The sequence below is a fragment of the Pseudomonas sp. EL_65y_Pfl2_R96 genome, assembly GCF_963970905.1.
In the GTDB taxonomy this organism is placed as follows: Bacteria; Pseudomonadota; Gammaproteobacteria; order Pseudomonadales; family Pseudomonadaceae; genus Aquipseudomonas.
Genome location: NZ_CAXAQH010000015.1, coordinates 18,951 through 41,726 on the forward strand (window position 1 = coordinate 18,951; position 22,776 = coordinate 41,726).

At 60.0% G+C, this 22,776-nt stretch carries 17 protein-coding genes and 4 tRNA genes; 3 read left to right on the top strand and 18 right to left on the bottom strand.

Annotated elements, in window-relative coordinates; all coding sequences use genetic code 11:
• Window positions 1-143: 143 nt before the first annotated feature.
• The 6 genes from AACY49_RS16400 to leuC form a co-directional block, all read right to left on the bottom strand.
• Window positions 144-1,154, bottom strand: coding sequence for an aspartate-semialdehyde dehydrogenase (locus tag AACY49_RS16400; protein WP_339525079.1), 1,011 nt, complete (start codon window positions 1,152-1,154; stop codon window positions 144-146).
• A 247-nt stretch (window positions 1,155-1,401) separates the two neighbouring features.
• Window positions 1,402-2,514 carry an aspartate-semialdehyde dehydrogenase gene (gene asd / locus AACY49_RS16405; protein ID WP_008075929.1) on the bottom strand — a complete coding sequence of 371 codons (1,113 nt, stop codon included), beginning with the start codon at window positions 2,512-2,514 and terminating at the stop codon, window positions 1,402-1,404.
• Window positions 2,515-2,581: 67 nt separating this feature from the next.
• Window positions 2,582-3,664: a 3-isopropylmalate dehydrogenase gene (gene leuB / locus AACY49_RS16410; RefSeq protein ID WP_007935187.1), complete on the bottom strand. Its 1,083-nt coding sequence runs from the start codon at window positions 3,662-3,664 to the stop codon at window positions 2,582-2,584.
• 79 nt (window positions 3,665-3,743) lie between these two features.
• Window positions 3,744-4,511, bottom strand: a complete 768-nt coding sequence (locus AACY49_RS16415) for a class I SAM-dependent methyltransferase (RefSeq protein ID WP_258696380.1) — start codon at window positions 4,509-4,511, stop codon at window positions 3,744-3,746.
• A gap of 155 nt (window positions 4,512-4,666) precedes the next feature.
• Window positions 4,667-5,311 (bottom strand): 3-isopropylmalate dehydratase small subunit, encoded by a 645-nt coding sequence (gene leuD / locus AACY49_RS16420; RefSeq protein WP_258696381.1) that lies wholly within the window; start codon window positions 5,309-5,311, stop codon window positions 4,667-4,669.
• 11 nt (window positions 5,312-5,322) lie between these two features.
• Window positions 5,323-6,741: a 3-isopropylmalate dehydratase large subunit gene (gene leuC, locus AACY49_RS16425; protein WP_008007198.1), complete on the bottom strand. Its 1,419-nt coding sequence runs from the start codon at window positions 6,739-6,741 to the stop codon at window positions 5,323-5,325.
• Window positions 6,742-6,887: 146 nt separating this feature from the next.
• Between leuC and AACY49_RS16430 the strand changes: the two genes are divergently transcribed.
• The 3 genes from AACY49_RS16430 (at window position 6,888) to AACY49_RS16440 (ending at window position 12,945) form a co-directional block, all read left to right on the top strand.
• Window positions 6,888-7,778, top strand: coding sequence for a LysR family transcriptional regulator (locus AACY49_RS16430; RefSeq protein WP_258696383.1), 891 nt, complete (start codon window positions 6,888-6,890; stop codon window positions 7,776-7,778).
• Window positions 7,779-7,860: 82 nt separating this feature from the next.
• The gene (locus AACY49_RS16435) at window positions 7,861-11,139 is read left to right on the top strand and encodes a sensor domain-containing protein (RefSeq protein WP_320391051.1); all 3,279 of its coding nucleotides are present in this window, start codon (window positions 7,861-7,863) and stop codon (window positions 11,137-11,139) included.
• 114 nt (window positions 11,140-11,253) lie between these two features.
• Window positions 11,254-12,945 (top strand): molecular chaperone HscC, encoded by a 1,692-nt coding sequence (locus AACY49_RS16440; RefSeq protein ID WP_339525085.1) that lies wholly within the window; start codon window positions 11,254-11,256, stop codon window positions 12,943-12,945.
• Here the strand turns inward: AACY49_RS16440 and AACY49_RS16445 are convergent.
• From AACY49_RS16445 to gltX, 12 genes are all read right to left on the bottom strand, one after another.
• A complete protein-coding gene (locus tag AACY49_RS16445; protein ID WP_339525087.1) occupies window positions 12,942-15,623 on the bottom strand; it encodes a DUF805 domain-containing protein in 2,682 nt (893 codons plus the stop codon). The genes AACY49_RS16440 and AACY49_RS16445 overlap by 4 nt on opposite strands.
• A complete protein-coding gene (locus AACY49_RS16450) occupies window positions 15,620-16,318 on the bottom strand; it encodes a DUF1266 domain-containing protein (protein WP_339525089.1) in 699 nt (232 codons plus the stop codon). Before AACY49_RS16450 ends, AACY49_RS16445 begins: the two co-directional genes overlap by 4 nt.
• Window positions 16,319-16,506: 188 nt before the next feature.
• The gene (locus AACY49_RS16455; RefSeq protein WP_339525091.1) at window positions 16,507-16,953 is read right to left on the bottom strand and encodes an Hsp20 family protein; all 447 of its coding nucleotides are present in this window, start codon (window positions 16,951-16,953) and stop codon (window positions 16,507-16,509) included.
• Between the two features lie 130 nt (window positions 16,954-17,083).
• Window positions 17,084-18,043 carry a tRNA dihydrouridine synthase gene (locus tag AACY49_RS16460; RefSeq protein WP_258696388.1) on the bottom strand — a complete coding sequence of 320 codons (960 nt, stop codon included), beginning with the start codon at window positions 18,041-18,043 and terminating at the stop codon, window positions 17,084-17,086.
• Window positions 18,044-18,210: 167 nt separating this feature from the next.
• Window positions 18,211-18,660 carry an acyl-CoA thioesterase gene (locus AACY49_RS16465; protein ID WP_339525093.1) on the bottom strand — a complete coding sequence of 150 codons (450 nt, stop codon included), beginning with the start codon at window positions 18,658-18,660 and terminating at the stop codon, window positions 18,211-18,213.
• 48 nt (window positions 18,661-18,708) lie between these two features.
• Complete coding sequence (locus AACY49_RS16470) at window positions 18,709-19,542, bottom strand: alpha/beta fold hydrolase (protein ID WP_339525095.1); 834 nt, start codon at window positions 19,540-19,542, stop codon at window positions 18,709-18,711.
• A 31-nt stretch (window positions 19,543-19,573) separates the two neighbouring features.
• Window positions 19,574-20,113 carry a TetR/AcrR family transcriptional regulator gene (locus tag AACY49_RS16475; RefSeq protein WP_339525097.1) on the bottom strand — a complete coding sequence of 180 codons (540 nt, stop codon included), beginning with the start codon at window positions 20,111-20,113 and terminating at the stop codon, window positions 19,574-19,576.
• Between the two features lie 182 nt (window positions 20,114-20,295).
• Window positions 20,296-20,371: transfer RNA gene (locus AACY49_RS16480), tRNA-Glu, on the bottom strand.
• A gap of 80 nt (window positions 20,372-20,451) precedes the next feature.
• Window positions 20,452-20,527, bottom strand: a tRNA-Ala gene (locus tag AACY49_RS16485).
• 53 nt (window positions 20,528-20,580) lie between these two features.
• Window positions 20,581-20,656, bottom strand: a tRNA-Glu gene (locus AACY49_RS16490).
• Between the two features lie 79 nt (window positions 20,657-20,735).
• Window positions 20,736-20,811, bottom strand: a tRNA-Ala gene (locus AACY49_RS16495).
• Between the two features lie 189 nt (window positions 20,812-21,000).
• Window positions 21,001-22,482 carry a glutamate--tRNA ligase gene (gltX, locus tag AACY49_RS16500; protein ID WP_258696391.1) on the bottom strand — a complete coding sequence of 494 codons (1,482 nt, stop codon included), beginning with the start codon at window positions 22,480-22,482 and terminating at the stop codon, window positions 21,001-21,003.
• Window positions 22,483-22,776: the final 294 nt, after the last annotated feature.

The following is a 22,776-nucleotide window of genomic DNA, read 5'->3' on the forward strand; positions in this document are numbered from 1 at the left end:
GCGTTGCGCGCGGCGACGAAGGGTCGTTGCGCGCGATCATTTCATTCATGCGACGAAAGCCCTGCGGGGTGGCTCGCCTGAAGCGTTCCAGCCAAATATGGCGCCTGGCTGGAATCATTCGAAAAATTGTTGCCAAGTATCTTTTACAGCAGGTCTTTTATCAACAATTCAGCCACCTGCACAGCATTGAGCGCGGCGCCTTTGCGTACGTTATCTGACGTCAGCCACATATTAAGTTCCGCCGGATCGTCGATACCACTGCGAACCCGACCAACGTAAACCACGTCCTGCCCTACCGCATCGCCTACCGGGGTCGGGTAATCACCCGCCTCGACCAGCTCGATACCAGGCGCCGCTTCCAGTGCCGCGTTGACTTTCGCCAGGTCGACAGCACTTGATGACTGCAAGGTCACGCTATAGCTATCGCCAAAAAACACCGGGGCTTGAATGCAAGTGACGGAAATCTTTAATAAAGGCAGAGCCATGACCTGACGCAGCTCCCGTACCAGGCGCTTTTCCAGCAGCGTGTGCCCCTGAGCATCGGGCGCACCGACTTGCGCCAGCAGGTTGAAAGCCATCTGCCGATCGAAGAAAGCCGGCTCCAGAGGACGCACGTTGAGCAGTTCGGCGGTTTGCCGGGCCAGCTCGGTGACGGCTTCGCGGCCTTGGGCAGATACCGCCAGACAGGCCGTCAGGCTGATGCGTTGCAGGTCGAACAAGCCGAGTAACGGCGCCAGCACCACCGCCAGTGTCGCGGCCGCAGGGCTTGGGCTGCTGACCTGGAAGGGCTTTTTCAGGCCGGCCAGAATTGCAGCGTTGGCCTCAGGCACGACTTGCGGCGCCTGATCGGCCGGCAACGCGCCAGACAGGTCGATCAGCGCGCAACCGGCAGCCTTGGCGCGCGGGGCGAAACTGAGTGTCACCGCCGGACCGGCGGCGAAGAACACCAACTGCACTTTGCTGAAATCGAATTCATCGACTTCCCGCACCCGCACGTTCTTGCCGCGAAACGGCACCGAATGCCCGGCCGATTCACTGCTCGCCAGCAGGTGCAGGTTGCCGATCGGAAAGTCGCGCTCTTCGAGAATCTGGACGAGTGTTTCGCCGACAGTACCGGTGGCGCCGATCACGGCAATATCGAAGGACTGGCTCATGGTTCAACCTCTGGCGAAACGGGGGAGCGGCACTTTACCGGGTGGTTGGCAGCGAGGCAATTCACACCCCATCCTGATCGTTCCCACGCTCTGCGTGGGAATGCCGCCATGGACGCTCTGCGTCCGCCGTTGAGGCAGTGACGCGGAGCGTCACGAGATGCATTCCCACGCAGAGCGTGGGAACGATCGGTGGGCAAAAAAAACCCGCCCCTCTTTCAAGGCGCGGGTTTTTCATTACTTCAATCGATCAACGCTCAAGCAGGATCCGCAACATGCGACGCAGCGGTTCGGCCGCGCCCCACAGCAGTTGGTCGCCGACAGTGAAGGCACCGACGAACTGCGAACCCATGTTCAGCTTGCGCAGACGACCGACCGGCACGTTCAGGGTGCCGGTGACTTTCGTCGGGCTCAGCTCCTGCATGCTGATCTCACGGTTGTTCGGCACCAGCTTGACCCACGGGTTGTGCTGGCTGATCAGCCCTTCGATGTCGGCGATCGGCACGTCTTTGTTCAGCTTGATGGTCAGCGCCTGGCTGTGGCAACGCATGGCGCCGATGCGCACGCAGATGCCGTCCACCGGGATCGGGCTCTTGAAGCGACCGAGGATCTTGTTGGTCTCGGCCTGAGCCTTCCACTCTTCGCGGCTCTGACCGTTCGGCAGTTCCTTGTCGATCCACGGGATCAGGCTGCCGGCCAGCGGTACGCCGAAGTTTTCGGTCGGGTACGCGTCGCTGCGCATGGCTTCGGCGACACGACGGTCGATGTCGAGAATGGCGCTCGCCGGGTCGGCCAGTTGATCGGCGACAGCGGCGTGGGTCACACCCATTTGCTTGATCAGTTCACGCATGTGCTGCGCGCCGCCACCGGAGGCCGCCTGATAGGTCATGGCACTCATCCACTCGACCAGACCGGCTTCGAACAGGCCACCCAGGCCCATCAGCATCAGGCTGACGGTGCAGTTGCCGCCGATGTAGTTCTTGGTGCCCGCGTCGAGCTGCTGGTCGATGACCTTGCGGTTCACCGGGTCCAGCACGATCACCGCGTCATCCTGCATGCGCAGGCTGGAAGCGGCGTCGATCCAGTAACCCTGCCAGCCGGCTTCGCGCAATTTCGGGAACACTTCGCTGGTGTAGTCGCCACCCTGGCAGGTCAGAATCACGTCGAGGGTTTTCAGCTCTTCAATGCTGTAAGCGTCCTTGAGCGGAGCAATGTCCTTGCCCACGGACGGGCCTTGGCCACCGACATTGGAAGTGGTGAAAAACACCGGCTCGATAAGATCGAAATCCTGCTCTTCCAGCATCCGCTGCATGAGCACGGAACCGACCATACCGCGCCAACCGATCAGACCTACACGTTTCATCGCAACTACACCTTCTTGAAAGTGGGCCGCTGCTTTCATGGTTGAAAATTGCAGCGGGCCAGAGAGATTACAGATTCCGCAGCGCGGCGACTACTGCGTCGCCCATTTCCTGCGTACCGACCTTGGTGCAACCGGCCGACCAGATGTCACCCGTGCGCAGGCCCTGATCCAATACCAGGCTTACGGCCTTCTCGATGGCATCGGCCGCATCCTGCAGATTGAAGCTGTAACGCAGCATCATCGACACCGACAGAATGGTCGCCAACGGGTTGGCAATGCCCTTGCCAGCGATGTCCGGCGCCGAACCATGGCACGGCTCGTACATGCCTTTGTTGTTGGCATCCAGCGACGCCGACGGCAGCATGCCGATGGAACCGGTGAGCATCGACGCTTCGTCGGAAAGAATGTCGCCGAACAGGTTGTCGGTGACGATCACGTCGAACTGCTTCGGCGCGCGCACCAGTTGCATGGCGGCGTTGTCGACGTACATGTGGCTCAGTTCGACGTCCGGGTAGTCCTTGGCCACCTGTTCGACGATTTCACGCCACAGTTGGCTGGAGGCCAGTACGTTGGCCTTGTCCACCGAGCACAGCTTTTTGCCGCGCACGCGGGCCATGTCGAAACCGACACGGGCAATACGGCGGATTTCGGTTTCGCTGTACGGCAGGGTGTCGTAGGCCTGACGCTCGCCATTTTCCAGTTCGCGCACGCCACGTGGCGCGCCGAAGTAGATGCCGCCGGTCAGTTCACGGACGATCAGGATGTCCAGACCGGCCACGATTTCTGCCTTCAGGCTGGAAGCCTCGGCCAGTTGCGGGTACAGGATCGCCGGACGCAGGTTGCCGAACAGGCCCAGTTGCGCACGGATTTTCAGCAGACCGCGCTCAGGGCGGATGTCACGCTCGATGGTGTCCCATTTCGGGCCACCCACGGCGCCCAGCAATACCGCATCGGCGGCACGGGCACGGGCCAGGGTTTCGTCGGCCAGCGGCACGCCGTGCTTGTCGATGGCGGCGCCACCGATCACGTCATGGCTCAGTTCGAAGCCCAGGCTGTACTTGTCGTTCGCCAGCTCCAGCACCTTGACCGCTTCGGCCATGATTTCCGGGCCAATACCGTCGCCCGGGAGAATCAGAATCTGCTTGCTCATGCTTTCCTCATGTCATCAGTCGGCGCGCCCGCGGGTGCGTCCGGAAAAATTCTATCGCTCGGTAGCTCTCATTTAGAGCTTATCGTTCAGCCATCAGCACCAGCACATCGGTACTGAACGAACCATCGGCCTCAATCTCAAAATATTCGCGCACCTCGTTGCCCATCGATTGCTGCAACTCGCGGATCGCCGCGCGCATCACTTGCGGCGTGCGCATGCGCTCGACCCACGACGTGTACTCCAGACGCAGCCGTTGGCGCGTGGTGCTGCGAGTATGCAACCCGGCTTCGCTGACCTGGCGCAACCACTCACCGGCAGAATAATCGCGCACGTGGCTGGTGTCGCGCAGCACTTCGACGCTTTGCAGGTAAGTGTCGAACAACGGGCTGCCCGGTGACAACACATCGATGAACGCCGCCACCCCGCCCGGCTTCAGTACCCGACGAACTTCGCGCAGGGCCAGCCCAAGGTCGCTCCAATGGTGCGCCGAATAACGGCTGAAGACGAAATCGAACTCGCCATCGGCGAACGGCAGGCGCTCGGCGGCACCCAGTACCGTGGACACGTTGCTCAAGCCACGATCAACGGCAGCAGCGGCCACCACGTCGAGCATCTGCTGAGACAGATCATAAGCCACCACTTCCTTGGCCAGCGAGGCCACGTGAAAACTCACGTGGCCGGCGCCGCAACCGAGGTCGAGCACCCGGGCATCGCCCTGCCCCGCCAGCTCAGCCTGTAGCAGCGCAAATTCAGTGCCTTGAGCGTGTACGGCGCTGCTCAGATAGGCCGAGGCCTGTTCACCGAATTGCTTTTGTACTACCTGACTGTGCTGGGCGGTGCTGGTCATGGGGACTTCCTTTTTGGGGTTTGGCCTTGTGTTGTCCGTGCGGGCCTCTTCGCGGGCAAGCCTCGCTCCTACAGGGATTTGCGGTGTTCACAAAACCTGTGGGAGCGGGCTTGCCCGCGATGAGGCCGGTCCTATCCTTACAATTCCCGGATCAATCACGCGTCGCGAAACAACCACGGCTGGCTCGCGCGGTGTTTGGCTTCAAACGCGGCAATCGCCTCGCCGTCCTGCAAGGTCAGGCCGATATCGTCCAGACCATTGAGCAGGCAGTGTTTGCGGAAGGCATCGATCTCAAAATTCAACACCTTGCCATCCGGACGGGTCACTGTCTGAGCTTGCAGATCAACCTGCAACTGATAGCCCGGAGTCGCTTCAACCTGTTGGAACAGCTCATCGACTTCAGCGTCGCTCAGGATGATCGGCAGCAAGCCGTTCTTGAAGCTGTTGTTGAAGAAGATGTCGGCGTAGCTCGGCGCGATGATGCTGCGGAAACCGTACTCTTCCAGTGCCCACGGCGCGTGTTCGCGGCTGGAGCCGCAACCGAAGTTCTCACGGGCCAGCAATACGCTCGCACCTTGATAACGCTCGGCGTTGAGGACGAAGTCCTTGTTCAACGGGCGCTTGGAGTTGTCCTGATACGGCTGCCCGACATCCAGATAACGCCACTCATCGAACAGGTTCGGACCGAAACCAGTGCGCTTGATCGACTTCAAGAACTGCTTCGGAATGATCTGATCGGTGTCGACGTTGGCACGATCCAAAGGCGCGACAAGACCAGTGTGCTGGGTAAAAGCTTTCATGCTGCGCTCCTTTAGATCAATTCACGGACGTCGACGAAACGACCGTTCACCGCTGCGGCGGCCGCCATGGCCGGGCTGACGAGGTGCGTACGGCCACCGGCACCCTGACGGCCTTCGAAGTTACGGTTGGAGGTCGAGGCACAATGCTCGCCCGACTCCAAACGGTCCGGGTTCATCGCCAGGCACATCGAGCAGCCTGGCTCACGCCATTCAAAACCGGCTTCGAGGAAAATCTTGTCCAGGCCTTCGGATTCGGCCTGAGCCTTCACCAGCCCCGAACCCGGCACCACGATGGCCTGTTTGATGGTCGAAGCCACTTTGCGGCCCTTGGCGATCACGGCAGCGGCACGCAGGTCTTCGATCCGCGAGTTGGTGCAGGAACCGATGAATACGCGGTCCAGCTGAATGTCGGTGATCGCCTGATTGGCGGTCAAACCCATGTATTTCAAGGCGCGCTCAATGGAGCCACGCTTGACCAGGTCCATTTCCTTAGCAGGATCAGGAACGTTCTGATCCACCGCCAGGACCATCTCAGGCGAGGTGCCCCAGCTGACTTGCGGCTTGATTTGAGTGGCATCGAGTTCGACGATGGTGTCGAACTTCGCATCGGCATCGGACACCAGGTCTTTCCAGGCTTCGACGGCCAAGTCCCATTCCGCGCCTTTCGGGGCGAATGGACGGCCCTTGACGTAAGCCACGGTTTTTTCATCGGCAGCCACCAGCCCTACGCGAGCGCCAGCCTCGATGGACATGTTGCAGATGGTCATGCGGCCTTCAACAGACAAGTCGCGAATCGCGCTACCAGCGAACTCGATGGCATGGCCGTTACCGCCGGCGGTGCCGATCTTGCCGATCACGGCGAGGACGATGTCCTTGGCGGTCACGCCGAACGGCAATTGGCCTTCGACGGACACCAGCATGTTTTTCATTTTCTTGGCGACCAGGCACTGGGTGGCGAGCACGTGCTCGACCTCGGAAGTGCCGATACCGTGCGCCAGGGCGCCGAACGCGCCGTGGGTCGAGGTATGGGAGTCGCCGCAGACCACAGTCATACCCGGTAAGGTCGCGCCCTGCTCCGGGCCGATCACGTGAACGATGCCTTGGCGCACGTCATTCATTTTGAATTCGACGATGCCGTATTCATCACAGTTATCGTCGAGAGTCTGAACCTGCAAACGCGAGACCTGGTCGACAATCGCTTCGATGCCGCCCTTGCGCTCCGGGGTGGTCGGAACGTTGTGGTCCGGGGTCGCGATGTTGGCATCGATGCGCCACGGCTTGCGCCCGGCCAGACGCAGGCCTTCGAAGGCTTGCGGCGAGGTCACTTCGTGGATGATGTGACGATCGATATAGATCAGCGCCGAGCCATCGTCGCGCTGCTTGACCAAATGCGAATCCCAGAGCTTGTCGTAGAGCGTTTTGCCGGCCATCAGACGGTTCCTCATCAGCTTGTTTCTATGCCCCGGGTTTGAACAATTCAATAACCCTTTGGCTTGTGAGGTCGATCCTAGGGGGTTACATTAAATAACTCAAATTCATATTTTTTATGCTTTGGATAACCAACTGGAATACGAACATGGATCTGGCCAACCTCAACGCTTTTATCGCGATCGCCGAGACTGGAAGCTTCTCCGGCGCTGGCGAACGGCTGCATCTGACGCAACCGGCCATCAGCAAGCGCATCGCCGGGCTGGAGCAACAATTGAAGGTGCGACTGTTCGATCGACTGGGCCGGGAAGTCAGCTTGACCGAAGCCGGTCGTGCCCTGCTGCCACGGGCCTATCAGATCCTCAATGTGCTGGATGACACCCGTCGCGCCCTGACCAACCTGACCGGCGAAGTCACCGGTCGTCTGACACTGGCCACCAGTCATCACATTGGGCTGCACCGTTTGCCACCCTTATTACGGGAGTTCACTCGACGTTACCCGCAGGTGGCGCTGGATATTCAGTTCCTCGATTCAGAAGTGGCTTACGAAGAAATCCTCCATGGCCGGGCCGAACTGGCGGTGATTACCCTTGCACCCGAGCCTCACGCACTGGTCAAGGCCACACCCGTGTGGGATGACCCGCTGGATTTCGTGGTTGCCCCGGAGCATTCGCTGATCAGTAACGGCGCGGTCAGCCTGGCGGATATTGCCCTGCACCCCGCGGTTTTCCCCGGCGGCAACACCTTCACCCACCACATCGTGCAGCGCCTGTTCGAAGCCCAGGGCCTGACGCCGAACATCGCCATGAGCACGAATTATCTGGAAACCATAAAAATGATGGTCTCGATCGGGCTGGCCTGGAGCGTTTTGCCGCGCACCATGCTGGACGATCAAGTGGCGCGCATACCTTTGCCGGGCATACAGCTCACTCGCCAGCTAGGCTATATCCTGCACACCGAACGGACGCTGTCGAACGCGGCGCGGGCCTTTATGGCCCTGCTGGATGCACAAATCGATCAGCCAGGGACTCGCGGCTAAGCTGTGCTACTTCTTTTGTGCTACGCCTATAGAGCCTAAAAACCTGTGCCTAACGCCCAATTCAGCCCAAGGCCTGTTATCCATGCCCAAATCTGTTGAACGTACGCCGCCGATGCCGCGAATTCAGGCACTTGATCCAAAACGGTCCGAGCAGAGCTGGGAAAGCGCCCCGCAGTTGCTGGCGGCCCTCAACGGTGCTCGGCTCGGCGCCTGGTATTGGGACATCGAGCGCGGGCAAATCAGCTGGTCCCGGGGCACTCAGGCGCTGTTCGGCTTCGATCCCCGCCAGCCGTTGCCCGAAGACCTGGAATACCTCGACCTGCTGCCCCAGGAAGATCGGGCGAAAGCCATTCGCGCCTTCCACGCGGTAATCGCCGGCGCGCCGCTGGAACAGGCGATGCACCACCGCATCCGCTGGCCCGACGGCAGCCTGCACTGGCTGGAAATCAACGGCAGCCTGTTGCCGGACAAAAACGGCCGGCCGCGAATGATCGGGGTCATTCGTGAAATCACCCATCAGCGCCAGCGCGAACAGGCGCTGAGCAGCTCGGAAAAACGCTTCGCCACGCTGTTTCACTTGTGCCCGAACATGGTGCTGCTGACCCGCCAGGAAGACGGCCTGATCACCGAAGCCAACCAGTATTTCGAAAGCCTGTTCGGCTGGCCGGTGCAAGACGCCATCGGCCGAACCACGCTCGAGCTGGGCCTTTGGGTCAACCCGGAACAACGCACGCAGTTGGTCAAGGCCACCAAGGCCAAAGGTGAGCTGATCAACATGGAGGTGCAGTTTCGCGCCAGCAATGGGCAGGTTCACGACGGCATCCTCAGCGCGCAAAAGGTCGAACTCGAAGGCCAGCCCTATCTGCTGAGCACGTTCCTCGACACCACCGAACGCAAAATCGCCGAACACGCCCTCAAAGACAGCCAGGAACGCCTCGACCTGGCCCTTGACTCGGCGCAACTCGGCACCTGGGACTGGCACATTCCCAGCGGCATGCTTTACGGTTCGGCGCGGGCCGCTCAACTGCATGGGCTGGAGCCCAAACCCTTCCATGAGTCCTTCGAGGCATTTTTCGAAGGCGTGCCCGGCGATGAACGCGACACCATGCGCGACGCCTACCGCAGTTTGCGTGAAGGCCCGGCCGGCAATTATCAACTGACGTACCGCGTGCAATTGCAGGACGGCAGCTCGCGCTATCTGGAAAGCCGCGCCAGACTCTACCGCGACGAACAGGGCAACCCACTGCGCATGGCCGGCACACTGCTGGACATCACTGATCAGGTGGAACGCGAACAGCAACTGGTGGCCTCGGAAGAAAAATTCGCCACCTTGTTCCAGGTCAGCCCGGACCCGATCTGTGTCACGCGCCAGGACACCGGCCATTTCATCGAGATCAACTCCAGTTTCACTCAGACCTTCGGCTGGAGCGCCGCCGACGTGATTGGCCGCAGCGCCGACGAAATCGGCCTGTGGGACGCTTCGGCGAAAAGCCTGCAAAGGATCGAGCGGGTCATCCGCGAACAGGGCCTGAACAATGTGGCGATCATCGTTCAACACAAGGACGGGCAGTCCCTGACCTGCGTGATTTCCAGCCGCCAGATCAGCGTCGGCGACCAACCCTGCATCGTCACCACCCTGCGCGACATCACCCAGCAACAACGCTCCGAAGCGGCGCTCAAGGCCAGCGAGGAGAAGTTCGCCAAGGCGTTCCACTCGAGCCCCGACGCCATCACCATTACCGAACGCGACACCGGGCGCTATCTGGAGGTCAACGATGGTTTCTGTCGCCTGACCGGCTACCGCGCCGACGAAGTGATCGGCCGCACGGTGTATCAGGTCGGCATCTGGGCCGAAGAGAAACAACGCTCGGCGCTGCTGGCGGAGCTAAAGATCAAGGGGCGGGTTCACCATCAGGAAATGCTCGGGCGCAATAAACGGGGCGAGTTGCTGACCGTCGAAGTGTCGGTGGAGCCCATTACCCTCAACGAAACCGCCTGCCTGCTGCTGACCGCCCGGGACGTCAGCCTGCTGAAAAACGCCGAAGCACAGATCCGTCACCTGGCCTACCACGACCCGTTGACCAACCTGCCCAACCGCGCCCTGCTGATGGATCGCCTGAGCCAGCAAATCGCCCTGCTCAAGCGCCACAGCCTGCGCGGCGCCCTGATGTTCCTCGATCTCGACCATTTCAAGCACATCAACGACTCCCTCGGCCACCCGGTGGGCGATACCGTGCTGAAGATCATCACCGCGCGCCTTGAAGCCAGCGTGCGCATGGAAGACACCGTCGCACGCCTGGGCGGCGATGAGTTCGTGGTGCTGCTCAGCGGCCTGGAAGGCTCGCGCAGCGACGTCAGCCTTCAAGTGCGGGAAGTGGCGGACACCTTGCGCGAACTGCTGTCCGAGCCGATGTTCCTCGACGGACAGCGCCTGCAAGTGACGCCGAGCATCGGCATTGCGCTGATCCCCGACCACGGCTCGACCCCGACCGACCTGCTCAAACGCGCCGACATCGCTCTCTATCGCGCCAAGGACTCGGGCCGCAACACCACGCAGATGTATCACAACACCATGCAGAAGGCCGCCAGCGAACGCCTGCGCATGGAAACCGACCTGCGCCTGGCCCTTTCCCGGGGTGAATTCAGCGTGCAATACCAACCTCAGGTGGACGCCCGCGACAACCGCATTACCGGTGCCGAAGCCCTGGTACGCTGGCAGCATCCAGAATTTGGCGCGCAATCGCCCACCGAGTTCATCAAGGTCCTGGAAGACAGCGGGCTGATTCTGGAAGTCGGTACGTGGATCCTCGACGAAGCCTGCGCGGCCTTCAAACACCTGATCGCCAAGGGCCTGATCGACCCGCTCGATTTCAGCCTGTGCGTGAACATCAGCCCACGGCAATTTCGCCAGAACGATTTCGTCGAACGTATCGAATACAGCCTCAGCAGCCACGGCCTGCCCTGTTCGTTGCTGAAACTGGAAATCACCGAAGGCATCGTCATCCAGAACCTGGACGACACCATCAACAAAATGCGTCGCCTGAAAAAACTCGGCGTGAGCTTTGCCATGGACGATTTCGGTACCGGTTATTCCTCACTGACCTACCTCAAGCGCCTGCCGGTAGACACCCTGAAAATCGACCAGTCGTTCATCCGCGACGCCACCACCGACCCCAACGACGCCGAAATCATTCGCGCCATCGTCGCCATGGCTCGCAGCCTGGCGCTGAACGTGATCGCCGAAGGGGTGGAAACCGCAGAGCAGCTGGAGTTTTTGCAGGGGCTGGACTGCCATTTGTATCAGGGGTATTTGCACAGCCGACCGTTGCCGGTGGAGGAGTTTCAGAAGCTGCTTAAATAGTCGGTGTCACTGATGCACTGAGGGGGAGACGTTCCGTAACAGGCACTCCAATTGCCAGTTTTTCTCTCAACCTGTAGGGTCGCGTTTTTTTGCACTGCCTCAAAGAGATCAACCATGCAGGATGCAACCCTCCCCCGCCCGGCCTTGCTGGGTATCGACCTTGGGACCACCAATAGCCTGATCGCCGTTTGGCAGGAAGGTCGGGCACAGTTGATTCCCAATGCCCTTGGCGATGTCCTCACCCCCTCAGTGGTCAGCCTCGATGAGGATGACAGCATTCTGGTGGGCAAGGCCGCCCGCGCTCGCCTGACCACCCATCCGGAACGCACGGTGGCGGCGTTCAAGCGTTTTATGGGCAGCGACAAACAGTTCGAACTGGGCGCACGGCAATTCAGCCCGGAAGAACTGTCAGCGCTGGTGATCGGTTCACTCAAACAGGATGCCGAAGCCTGGCTGGGCCATCCGGTGCATGAGGCGGTGATTTCGGTGCCCGCCTACTTCAGTGACGAGCAACGCAAACGCACGCTGTTTGCCGCCGAACTGGCAGGCTTGACAGTGTCGCGGCTGATCAACGAGCCGACCGCCGCCGCCATGGCGTACGGGCTGCACGAGCAGAAGTTCGAGCGCACGCTGATTTTCGACCTCGGCGGCGGCACCTTCGATGTCACGGTACTGGAATACGCACTGCCGCTGATTGAAGTGCATGCCTCCACCGGCGACAACTTCCTCGGTGGTGAAGACTTCACCGCTGCGCTGTTACAGGCCTGCCTGAAAGACTGGCAACTCACTCCGCAGGTGATCGACGGCCAGGGGCTGGCCAGCCTGGGCGATGCTCTGGAGCAACTCAAATGCAAACTCAGTGAAGGCACTCAGCATCTGAACTGGAACGGCGCCGGCGTCTTGCGCGAGTGGTCGCTGGATGAGGCCGCCGCGCTGAAAATCTGGGAGCCGCTACTGGCCCGGTTGCGCGCTCCCATCGAACAAGCCCTGCGCGATGCACGGCTCAAGCCCCGGGATCTCGACAGCCTGGTGCTGGTCGGCGGTGCTACGCGGATGCCAGCCGTGCAGCAGATGGTCGCCACACTGTTCGGGCGCCTGCCCTATCGCCACCTCGACCCGGACACGATTGTCGCACTGGGCGCCGCCACCCAGGCGGCGTGCAAGGCCCGAGACAGCGCAATCGAGGAGCTGATCCTGACCGACGTCTGCCCATATACGCTGGGCATCTCGACCAGTCGCGGTGAAGACGTCAGCGGCGCCTTCTCGCCGATCATCGAACGCAACACCGTGATCCCGACCTCTCGGGTGCAACGCTTTTACACCACCCATCCGCAGCAAGACCACATCCGGATCGCGGTCTATCAGGGTGAACGGCCGTGGGTACGGGACAATATTTTCATCGATGCCTTCGACGTCGCGGTGACACCCGGCGACCAGACACAGGCCCTGGATGTACGCTTCAGCTACGATATCAACGGCTTGCTTGAAGTTGACGTCACTCTGCTGGCCAGCGGCGAACGCCACAGCCACAGCATTGATCGCAGCCCCACCGGGCTCGACCCGCAGTCACGGCAAAACAGCCATGAACGGCTCAGCGCCCTGAAAATCCATCCACGGGATGCGCTGCCCAATCGCACCCTGCTGGCACGACTGGAGCGTGCGTGGACGCAAAGCCTGGGCGATGAGCGCGAACAAATTGCCGATTGGCTGGATGCCTTTACCGCCGTGCTCGGTGGCCAGCAATCGGTGGAGATTGCCAGCCATCGGTCACAACTCAATAAAGCGCTGGATCAACTGCGCCTTTAGCCGTTAAGCCGCCGCAGGGTCGCCTGCAAACCACCGGGCAGCGCGGCCTCGCCGGCGCTGTCCGGCGGCACACCATAGCGGTTAGGCAGCTTGTCGCCGGGAAAGCCGAACAACACCAGAGGCAGGAACGGCAATACCGGCGTCAGGCAGGCGATAATCAGCAGTGTGGGAATCCCGCGGCCGATATCATGCAGCCGGCGCAGAATTGCACTGAGCAACAATGTGATGCCCAGTAGCAGCATGACAATCCCCGAGATGGTGGTGCCGCTGAGCAGCGCCACGATCGGGGTGATCACCACACACCCCAGTACCTGCCCGATAAACGCCTTGCGCCCCAATCGCGTTCCCAAGCGCCAGACCGCAGCAGACGGCACCGGGCGAGTGTCGCTTTTAGCCAGGAGCAGGCGTTCACTCCAGGACAGCAAGGCAGTCAATGCCAGACGCAGGCCCACACTGTTCGCGGCGTCATCCTTGCCGCGCTGCAACTGTTGCAGCACCTTGGTCCTCGGCACTCCTGCCGCGCCATAACGAATCAGGCTTCTCAGCGTATCGAGGACTTCATAGACCAGCAGCTTGTCGACGTCGAAATCCGTCAGCACTTTGCGCGGTGGCCAAACAGGGTCCCCCTTGATCAAACCATTACGAAACGCTTCGAACCAGTCATCTTCACAACTGATAGCGGCGATGGATTGCAACAGTGCGCGATGCTGCTCCGCGTCAAGGCTCGGATCGTGATACAGCACACCCCAGAGCAGCATCAACCCCAACAAATCCTCGCCACACGCATCAGGATCACTTTCAATGCAGGTATAGAGCTGCGCATTACCGGGCAGCGCTGCGCTGTCGAGGGCCTGTTGCACATTGAACAGCTGCTGCACGAGCAAGCCATGGACCGGATCGGTACCTTGCAGCCACCCCAGCAAACCGGTGCAGTTACCTTGCTCACGCTGCAAACGTCGCAACAACGGCTGGAGCCGACTCAGGGGATGAGCCGGGTTAACCTCCAGTCGCTCCAGGCATTGCGTATCGATCAACGTCAGCCAACGCTCAGGCTGTTCAAGCAATGCCAGCAGGAAGACCGTTTGAGCGTGCCATTGCCATGCTGCCTCGCCTTGGGCAATGTCCGGCAGGACTGCACCTCGCTGTCCCAATTGAACCAGCAGGCTCAAGCTCCGCAAGTTCGCGTCCGCTTCTGCGTCCAGCAAGTCAAATGCCTGATCGATCCGCACCAGGGCAGACGGGTCGTAAGCCCGCAACCTGCCCAGCCACAGGCGACAAATCTTGTGCGGCTCGCCTTTTGTCAGTTCCTCGGCCAGTTGCGGCTCAACTGAACGACTGCTGAGAAAGGCCTTCATTGCCAACGGAATCGGCGCCTGATTCAACCAACAGAGTTGCTGCTCTGCCTGATACTTGAACCCGCTCAGCACCAACCCCTCAAGGGCATCGAACGGATGCGGCTCCTCCAGTATTTGTTGCAACAACCCTGTATCGCCACGATGCAAGGCCCATGCATGCCGGTACAGACGCTGCAAGCGGGAATCCGCATGCTCCCCTAGAAGCAATGCCAGCAGAGGCAGTTCATCCCCCGTCATCCGCCAATCGACAAATGAGGCTGCCAAACCCTGCAGATTGAGTTGCCCGACCCCAAGCCAGCGAGCCAGCGTTTCGGGCCGCTGTGAAGGGCTGCCATATTCTTGAGTGACATCGTCGAGGTCATGGGACCAGTCACGGAAATTTTCCAGACGGTCAAATGCCTGAATCAGCAGCGGGAGGAAATCCGGCTGACGCTTGGCGCAAAGCTCCAGCAAACAGCTCTCAGCCTTCGGGTGACGATGCTCCAGCCAAAGCCGGATCCAGCAGGGCAACGCCTCATCCTCAAGCCCCAACAAGTCGTTTTGACAAGCCAACAAATAAAGCCAATCGACATCGTCTGGCGCTTGGCTCTGTTGTTCGACACACAGCTGCTGCAGACCTGGACCACCGATACCCGCCTGAGTGAACTGCACCAGCAAACGCTCGATGAATGCTTCGTCCGCCGGCAGCGGCAAACAGGTGTGATGGCTGGCGAAGTCTTCAAACTCATGGAGCGGACGATGTTTGAAGAGGTAGTCGAGGCTGCGGGCATGCCACAGCGTTTCTATCTGCGCAGGCTCGGACCAGCCGCTCATCAGTGTCGTGTCGAACGGGTCTGGCGCCTTGATGCGTTGCAGGAACTGTTCGACTTTATTCGCCTGCTCGAACCCCAGATCCAACAGCTGGTGCTCCCACCCCATCCGTTGCGCCAGCAGATTTGCGCAGCGGTAAGACAGCGATCCGGCATTGGCCAATGCATGGAACAGCCCCCAACCGAGGTCATCAAAAGCGTCCAGAGGCAGTTGATCCAACGCTTTAACGAACGCTTGCCAAGCCTCTGGATTGAAGCGCCGGGCCGGATCTTCGAGCAACGCGTAAAAATCCACCAAGGTCTGCGGAACCTCGGGGGCAGCAGCACCTTCATCTTCGATTTCGTCCTCTTCCTGACGAGCGAAGCGGGTGGCACTTTCATAGGCCTCACGCAGTGCCTGAAAGCCCTCAGGATCACTCTCCGGATGGTGCTCCGGCAGACGCGCGCGGTAGGCATTTCGAATGATTGTCTGGTCTTTGGTGGGTTCTATACCCAAGCGTATCCAGCAACTCATGACCAGTCGAACTCCTCAAGGGACGCCGGGCGTGGCGGTGGGTTGAGGTCCGTGTGCCAGGGCAGGTCTACCAGGAAAGAAGGGATGTCGCGCGAAAGACCACGCGCAATGAAAGCGCTACGGGAAAACTCCCCTTGCCGATCAAGCTCGTGAGCCATCTGTTCGTCACTGTTACCCAGACAGCTCCAGAACGCATGACCGGCCAGGAAACCATTGAAATAGGAGAACCAACTGCCGTAATGGTATTGCGCTCTTACGGCGAGTCGGCCATGTAGCCAAAGACTTTCAGTTACATTGATCCACTCATTGCGCAAGCCGCAGCGCAAGAGAAACCCCATTCGCCCGAGATCCCAGGCCCTGATGCCACCCGGCCCGCATCCACCGAAGGTACGCCCGGCGAATTCGTGCAAGTCGCGTTCGCGGGGCGACAGTGCTTCAAGCAGTGCCTGCCATTCGCTCGGCAAGCAACGCTGCCACGACCGATATGCCCCATCGAGATGAGAGGCATGACCGTCGTCCGCCATCCCTTCGAGCATGCTTAATAGCTGCGGCCGGTCGCTGATGCCCCAGCTGCATTGCAGGTCGATGAATTGCGGATCGGAGTAGAAAGCAGGCTCGTCATAATGGGCGCGAGGATTGAGGGCCACCATCGGCGCAGAAAGACCGCACAGCCAACGCTGTTGTATCTCTTCCATGAAAAAAAGCTCCGGGCCGACCAGGCAGGATGGGGGTCGGCAAACTGGCGCGGATTGTAGAGAAACCGTCGCAGGGCGGCAAAGCTTGCATTGCTGTTTTTTGCCTGGAAACAAAAAGGCCCCGACAAGTCGGGGCCTTCATTCAGCGGGTTACAGACTGTTCAAACGAATGTATTTCTTCGAATGACTCAATGCTGCAGAGCCGGCTTCTGCATCCCGTTGATCGGGATGCGTTTGGCTTTCGCTTCTTCCGGTATCACGCGCAGCAGGTCGATACTCAACAAACCGTTGCGCAGTTCGGCGGCCTTGATTTCGATATGGTCCGCCAGACGGAACGACAGTTTGAAGGCGCGTTGCGCGATGCCTTGGTACAGGTAAGTGACGCTTTCGTCCGCGTCACGTTTGCCGCCACTGATGGTCAGCACACCTTTCTCCACTTGCAGGTCCAGGTCTTCTTCCTGGAAACCGGCGGCCGCTACGACGATGCGGTATTGGTCATCACCGTATTTTTCAACGTTGTAGGGTGGATAGGTGCTGCCTGGCTCATTGCGCAGGGCGGTTTCGAACAGGTCGTTGAAACGGTCGAAACCTACCGAGGAACGGAACAGTGGGGCCAGGGAAAATGCAGTACTCATGATTCAAATCTCCTGAACATAATCAGCAAGTTTTTTGTCTCCGCGACCCGAATTCGGCATCGCGTAATCCTTAGATAAGGATCGCTGATTACTTTTCAAGAGATTATTTTCAGATTTTTTTCAAGCAGATTCAGGCTGCTTCAGACACCTGCAAACCCAGTAAACGCGAGACCTGATCCAGCTCGGTTTCTCGACGCAGGACGGTGAACAACTCTACCGCTTCGGGATAATTACGGGTCAGCATCGCCAGCCACTGCTTCAAGCGACCTGGCGATTGGCGTGGCGTCATCTGTGCCTTGGCTTGCAGCCAGAAGTCCTGAATCAGCGGCAGCAGCTCGACCCAGGTCATCTCGACGACCTCTTCACCGGCGCGGGCAGCGGCGATCTGCCGGGCCAGATCCGGGCGCGATACCAGACCACGACCCAGCATGATGTCCTCGACGCCGCTGATCTCGCGGCAGCGGCGCCAGTCCTCGACGCTCCAGATGTCGCCGTTGGCGAACACCGGCACCTTGACCACGTCCTGCACCCGCGGGATCCATTCCCAGTGAGCCGGCGGCTTGTAGCCATCAGTCTTGGTCCGTGCGTGAACCACAATGTGCGCCGCGCCGCCTTCGGCCAAGGCCGTGGCGCAGACCAGCGCACCGTCCGGGCTGTCGAAGCCCAGGCGCATCTTGGCAGTCACCGGAATGTGCGCGGGGACGGCACGACGGACGTGTTCGACGATTTCGTTGAGCAGTTCAGGTTCTTTGAGCAGCACCGCGCCGCCACGGGACTTGTTCACGGTCTTGGCCGGGCAACCGAAGTTCAGGTCGATGACCTCGGAACCCAACTCGCAGGCCAGCGCAGCGTTTTCCGCCAGGCACACCGGATCGGAGCCGAGCAGTTGCACCCGCAGCGGAACGCCGGACGCGGTTCGGGCGCCGGTCAACAGTTCCGGGCCGAACTTGTGGTAATAGGCAGGCGTGAGCAGTTGATCGTTGATCCGAATGAACTCGGTCACGCACCAATCGATACCGCCCACACGGGTCAGCACGTCCCGCAGGATGTTGTCGACCAACCCCTCCATGGGCGCCAAAGCAATTTGCATGAAAAACACACTCAACGAAAAACGTGCGGCAGTTTACTGGATTGCGCGAGGAATCTGCAGAACATCGCAGATTCCCTTGTGGGAGCGAGCCTGCTCGCGAAAGCGGTGTGTCAGTCGAAACAGAAGTTGTTTGATACGCCGCCTTCGCGAGCAGGCTCGCTCCCACATTAGATTTTGGTCGTATCCAAAATCTGCAACGCAGGGGCGTAGCCCTCGATGAACTCCGCCGGCATGCGCTTGGGCTTGCCAGTGGACAGTTCGATGCACACGAAAGTGGTCTGCGCCCGCAGCAACGTGGTGTTGTCGCTGGGGCGCTTCAACTGAAAGTGTCGGGTCATTTTCAGGCGTTGGTCCCAATCGACGATCCAGGTCGCCAACTGCAGCTCATCGCCTTCGTAGGCTGCCGCCAGATAATCGATCTCGTGCCGCACCACCGCCATCGCCCGGTCCAGCCGACGGTACTCGACCAGATCCAGACCAAGCCGTTGCGAGTGGCGCCAGGCGCAGCGCTCGAGCCAGGTCACATACACCGCGTTGTTCGCATGCCCCAGCCCGTCGATGTCCTCGGCGCCTACTTCCAGATCAATGATAAACGGCGTTGCCCGATCCCAGCCCATGCCCCACTCCCGGTCAGATGATTTCGACCGGGGCAGTGTAACGGATGCTCAGGCCGATTGGCGCGATTGCAGGCTTCGACCGGCCAGCAGCGAAAGAACGCCTTCGATCACCCGCGGATCAGCCAGCACCCGCTGATGACCGCCCTCTTCCAGGCGCAACAGACGACTGTCGAACCAGGCTTCGTGGATCAACTGCGATTCCTTGACCGAGACATAGTTGTCGTCTTCGGCATGGACAATCAGGCCGGGCATGTCGAGTTGATAGTGCGCGACATCCAGCGACGAAGCGCGCATGCCGACATCTTTCTCGACCTGACGAATGAACGCCGAACGGGCTTTGGGCGGCAACCGCACATAGCGCGCGAAACCGCGCAGCACTCCAAGAATTCGCGCCGGGGCGGCGATCGTGACCAGGGTTTCGGTACGCAGGCCCAACTGAACCGCAAGCATGGCGCTGGCGCCACCCATGGAGTGACCGATCACCGCTTGCAGCGGCGGTAATTCAGCGGCGGCCTCGAGCATGGCCCGAGCGAACAGCACCACATTGGCCTCGCGCCCAGGCGAGCGACCGTGAGCCGGACCGTCCAGGGCAACCACGGTGTAGCCGGCATCGACCAGCGCCGTAATCAGCGCGGCAAACTGCGTTGGCCGGCCTTCCCAGCCGTGCATCAACAACACCGCCGGCCCCTGCCCCCAACGCAATGCCGAGAGACCGAAGCGCAAGGTGATTCGTTCGGACTTCGCCAGCAGCGGCAATTCCCAGTCACGCGGTGTCAATTCCCGCGGGGTCATGAATGCCAGGCGCATCTTGCTCGCCACCAGCTTCGGTGCGAACCAGCCCAAGGTGCCATTAACGCCACGAACCCAGCTCAACGTGTTCATCGCTCATTTCCTCAGGCTGGATGCCTTTAGGTCACAGCACCGCCGATTTGGCGGCGCGCAGCAATCGATCGGACAACTCTCCAGGCCCCAGCGCCCGCGCCAGAGCCAAACCACCGACCATCAAGGCGATGTCGGCCAAGACTTTGTCGGTGTCTTCCGGGCTGGTCGCCAGCTGCGCGACCATCAACTCAACATGCTCATTCAACGCCACACGAAATTCGTCCGGCAGACGGCCCAACTCACCGACCGACGCCGGAATCGGACACGCCTGCTCGGTGGAATCACGGTGTTTACGCGACAGATAGAACGCAGCGACCAACGCGCGACGCTCTTCGCCGGTCAACTGCGCGTCCATGTCGGCGATCAAGCCACGACGATGGCTGAGCAGCTGCTTGAACGCCTCCAGCATCAATGCGTCCTTGCTTTCGAAATGCGCGTAGAAGCCGCCGACCGTCAGGCCGGCCGCCCCCATCACTTCGCCCACGCTCGGCTCGGCCGGGCCGCGCTGGATCAGCGCTGCGCTGGCAGCCTTGAGGATGCGTTCGCGGGTTTGAGCTTTTTTATCGTTCATCGTTGCCTCCGAATATTACGACTAGAATATTATTCTCATAATAATTTTTCGCAAGTCGTGGATGTGACCGCTGGTCTGAAGAACAGTTTTGAGGAAAAAGGAGATTTGGCCAAACGCCAGACAAACAAAAGGGCCATTCAATAATTGAATGACCCTTAAAAATCCCGCAAAGCGGGTAATCGTGGCGTCCCCTAGGGGACTCGAACCCCTGTTACCGCCGTGAAAGGGCGGTGTCCTAGGCCACTAGACGAAGGGGACACAAACCCTTCTATACAACTGATCAGTGCTGAGAGCTGATCGATTCAAGGCCGGTGTGGCCAGACCTTGAACTGTAAAATTGGTGGAGCTAGACGGGATCGAACCGTCGACCTCTTGCATGCCATGCAAGCGCTCTCCCAGCTGAGCTATAGCCCCGGATTTTTCGCCTCGCGGCGGAGCGACATTTTGCAACATCGCTTCTGTAAAACTGGCGTCCCCTAGGGGACTCGAACCCCTGTTACCGCCGTGAAAGGGCGGTGTCCTAGGCCACTAGACGAAGGGGACGCAAACCCTTCTATACAACTGATCAACGCTGAGTGTTGATCGCTTCAAGGCCGGTGTGGCCAGACCTTGAAGTGTAAATTGGTGGAGCTAGACGGGATCGAACCGTCGACCTCTTGCATGCCATGCAAGCGCTCTCCCAGCTGAGCTATAGCCCCTCATCGCTGAGGACGGGGCGAATCTTAATGGCGCATCGGAAAGCTGTCAAACTTATTTTTCAAAAAAATTAAAAATTTTTGCCGACATAACAAACACTTACCGCCCTCCCCCCGTAAATTCGGGAGAAGCGCCGAAGATCAGGATCAAAAGATCGCAGCCTTCGGCAGCTCCTACAGAGTCAAACGCAGTCAGGCAATCGCGCCCAGGAGCTTTTCCCACTCCTTGTTTTCCTTCTTCGACACGCCGCCCAACAGGTCGATGGCCTGGCGCAGACGGAAACGCGTCAGGTCCGGACCGAGGATTTCCATCGCGTCGAGCACCGACACCGAGCTGGCCTGGCCAGTGATCGCGGCGAACATCAGCGGCATGGCGTCACGCAGCTTCAGCTCCAGGGATTCGACCACCGCCTGAATGGTCGCGGTGATGCTGTCCTTTTCCCACTGGCGCAGGCTTTCCAGCTTCCACAGGATCAACTGCATCAACTGACGAACCTGATCAGCCGAGAGCTTCTTGGATTCGAACAGCTTGGCGTCCGGGTTCACGCCACCGGCGAAGAAGAAACCGGCCAGCGGTGCGACCTGACTGAAGGTTTCAACCCGGCCCTGCACGTGCGGCGCGATCTTCATCATGTATTCAGGGTTCAGTGCCCACTTTTGCAGGCGAGCGGCGAACTCTTCCACCGGCAGGTCACGCAACCATTGGCCGTTGAGCCACGACAGTTTCTCGATGTCGAAAATCGGCCCGCCGAGGGAGACGCGGCTCAGGTCGAAGTTGTCGACCATCTCCTGCAGGGAGAACTTCTCGCGCTCGTCCGGCATCGACCAGCCCATGCGACCCAAGTAGTTGAGCATCGCTTCCGGCATGAAGCCCATGCGCTCGTAGAACGTCACCGAGGTCGGGTTCTTGCGCTTGGACAGCTTGCTCTTGTCCGGGTTACGCAGCAGCGGCATGTAGCACAGCTGCGGCTGTTCCCAGCCGAAGTATTCGTACAAAAGGATCAGTTTCGGCGCCGAGGGCAGCCATTCTTCACCGCGCAAAACGTGGGTGATACCCATCAGGTGGTCATCGACCACGTTGGCCAGGAAGTACGTCGGCAGGCCGTCGGTCTTCATCAGCACTTGCATGTCCATGCGATCCCACGGGATCTCGACGTCGCCACGCAGCATGTCCGGCACCACGCACACGCCTTCGGTCGGCACTTTCATGCGGATGACGTGTGGCTCGCCAGCGGCCAGGCGGCGCGCGACCTCTTCCTTGGAGAGCAACAGCGCACGGCCGTCGTAACGCGGGGTTTCGCCGCGGGCCATTTGCTCGGCGCGCATCTGGTCCAGTTCTTCGGCCGTGCAGAAGCACGGGAAGGCATGGCCCAGTTCGACCAGTTGCTGGCAGTACTTCTGATAGATGTCGCCGCGCTCGCTCTGACGATAAGGACCGTGCGGGCCGCCAACGTCCGGGCCTTCGCTCCAGTCGATACCCAACCAGCGCAGGGCGTCGAAAATCTGCTGTTCGGACTCGCGGGTCGAACGCAGTTGGTCGGTGTCTTCGATCCGCAGGATGAACTCACCGCCATGCTGCTTGGCAAAGCAGTAGTTGAACAAAGCGATGTAAGCGGTACCTACGTGGGGGTCCCCGGTAGGCGATGGCGCGATGCGAGTGCGGACGGTGGTCATGGCATGTCTCGAAAAGAATAAAAGCGGAAATCAAACAAGAGGCGAATGGTAACAGGCGATAGCCGCCCGGCTCCAGTGAGTGGGGCATAGTAAGCCAGTATTGCATTGGGGGATCAGCTTGGTGGCGGTGCTGCCTACCAGAAGGTTGCAGGCAGGGCTGAAGGCTAGGAAAGCACGCTAATTGATATTTGTAGTGTTCCGACGGGCCTCATCGCGGGCAAGCCCGCTCCCACAGGATCCGTAGGTGGCCACATATTGTGTGAATACCCTCAATCCTTGTGGGAGCGGGCTTGC

What these genes read in the sequence shown, in the direction of transcription:
- AACY49_RS16400 (WP_339525079.1), bottom strand. Translation starts at nt 1,154, where the DNA reads ATGAGCCAGTCCTTCGATATTGCCGTGATCGGCGCCACCGGTACTGTC.
- asd (WP_008075929.1), bottom strand. Translation starts at nt 2,514, where the DNA reads ATGAAACGTGTAGGTCTGATCGGTTGGCGCGGTATGGTCGGTTCCGTG.
- leuB (WP_007935187.1), bottom strand. Translation starts at nt 3,664, where the DNA reads ATGAGCAAGCAGATTCTGATTCTCCCGGGCGACGGTATTGGCCCGGAA.
- AACY49_RS16415 (WP_258696380.1), bottom strand. Translation starts at nt 4,511, where the DNA reads ATGACCAGCACCGCCCAGCACAGTCAGGTAGTACAAAAGCAATTCGGT.
- leuD (WP_258696381.1), bottom strand. Translation starts at nt 5,311, where the DNA reads ATGAAAGCTTTTACCCAGCACACTGGTCTTGTCGCGCCTTTGGATCGT.
- leuC (WP_008007198.1), bottom strand. Translation starts at nt 6,741, where the DNA reads ATGGCCGGCAAAACGCTCTACGACAAGCTCTGGGATTCGCATTTGGTC.
- AACY49_RS16430 (WP_258696383.1), top strand. Translation starts at nt 6,888, where the DNA reads ATGGATCTGGCCAACCTCAACGCTTTTATCGCGATCGCCGAGACTGGA.
- AACY49_RS16435 (WP_320391051.1), top strand. Translation starts at nt 7,861, where the DNA reads ATGCCCAAATCTGTTGAACGTACGCCGCCGATGCCGCGAATTCAGGCA.
- AACY49_RS16440 (WP_339525085.1), top strand. Translation starts at nt 11,254, where the DNA reads ATGCAGGATGCAACCCTCCCCCGCCCGGCCTTGCTGGGTATCGACCTT.
- AACY49_RS16445 (WP_339525087.1), bottom strand. Translation starts at nt 15,623, where the DNA reads ATGAGTTGCTGGATACGCTTGGGTATAGAACCCACCAAAGACCAGACA.
- AACY49_RS16450 (WP_339525089.1), bottom strand. Translation starts at nt 16,318, where the DNA reads ATGGAAGAGATACAACAGCGTTGGCTGTGCGGTCTTTCTGCGCCGATG.
- AACY49_RS16455 (WP_339525091.1), bottom strand. Translation starts at nt 16,953, where the DNA reads ATGAGTACTGCATTTTCCCTGGCCCCACTGTTCCGTTCCTCGGTAGGT.
- AACY49_RS16460 (WP_258696388.1), bottom strand. Translation starts at nt 18,043, where the DNA reads ATGCAAATTGCTTTGGCGCCCATGGAGGGGTTGGTCGACAACATCCTG.
- AACY49_RS16465 (WP_339525093.1), bottom strand. Translation starts at nt 18,660, where the DNA reads ATGGGCTGGGATCGGGCAACGCCGTTTATCATTGATCTGGAAGTAGGC.
- AACY49_RS16470 (WP_339525095.1), bottom strand. Translation starts at nt 19,542, where the DNA reads ATGAACACGTTGAGCTGGGTTCGTGGCGTTAATGGCACCTTGGGCTGG.
- AACY49_RS16475 (WP_339525097.1), bottom strand. Translation starts at nt 20,113, where the DNA reads ATGAACGATAAAAAAGCTCAAACCCGCGAACGCATCCTCAAGGCTGCC.
- gltX (WP_258696391.1), bottom strand. Translation starts at nt 22,482, where the DNA reads ATGACCACCGTCCGCACTCGCATCGCGCCATCGCCTACCGGGGACCCC.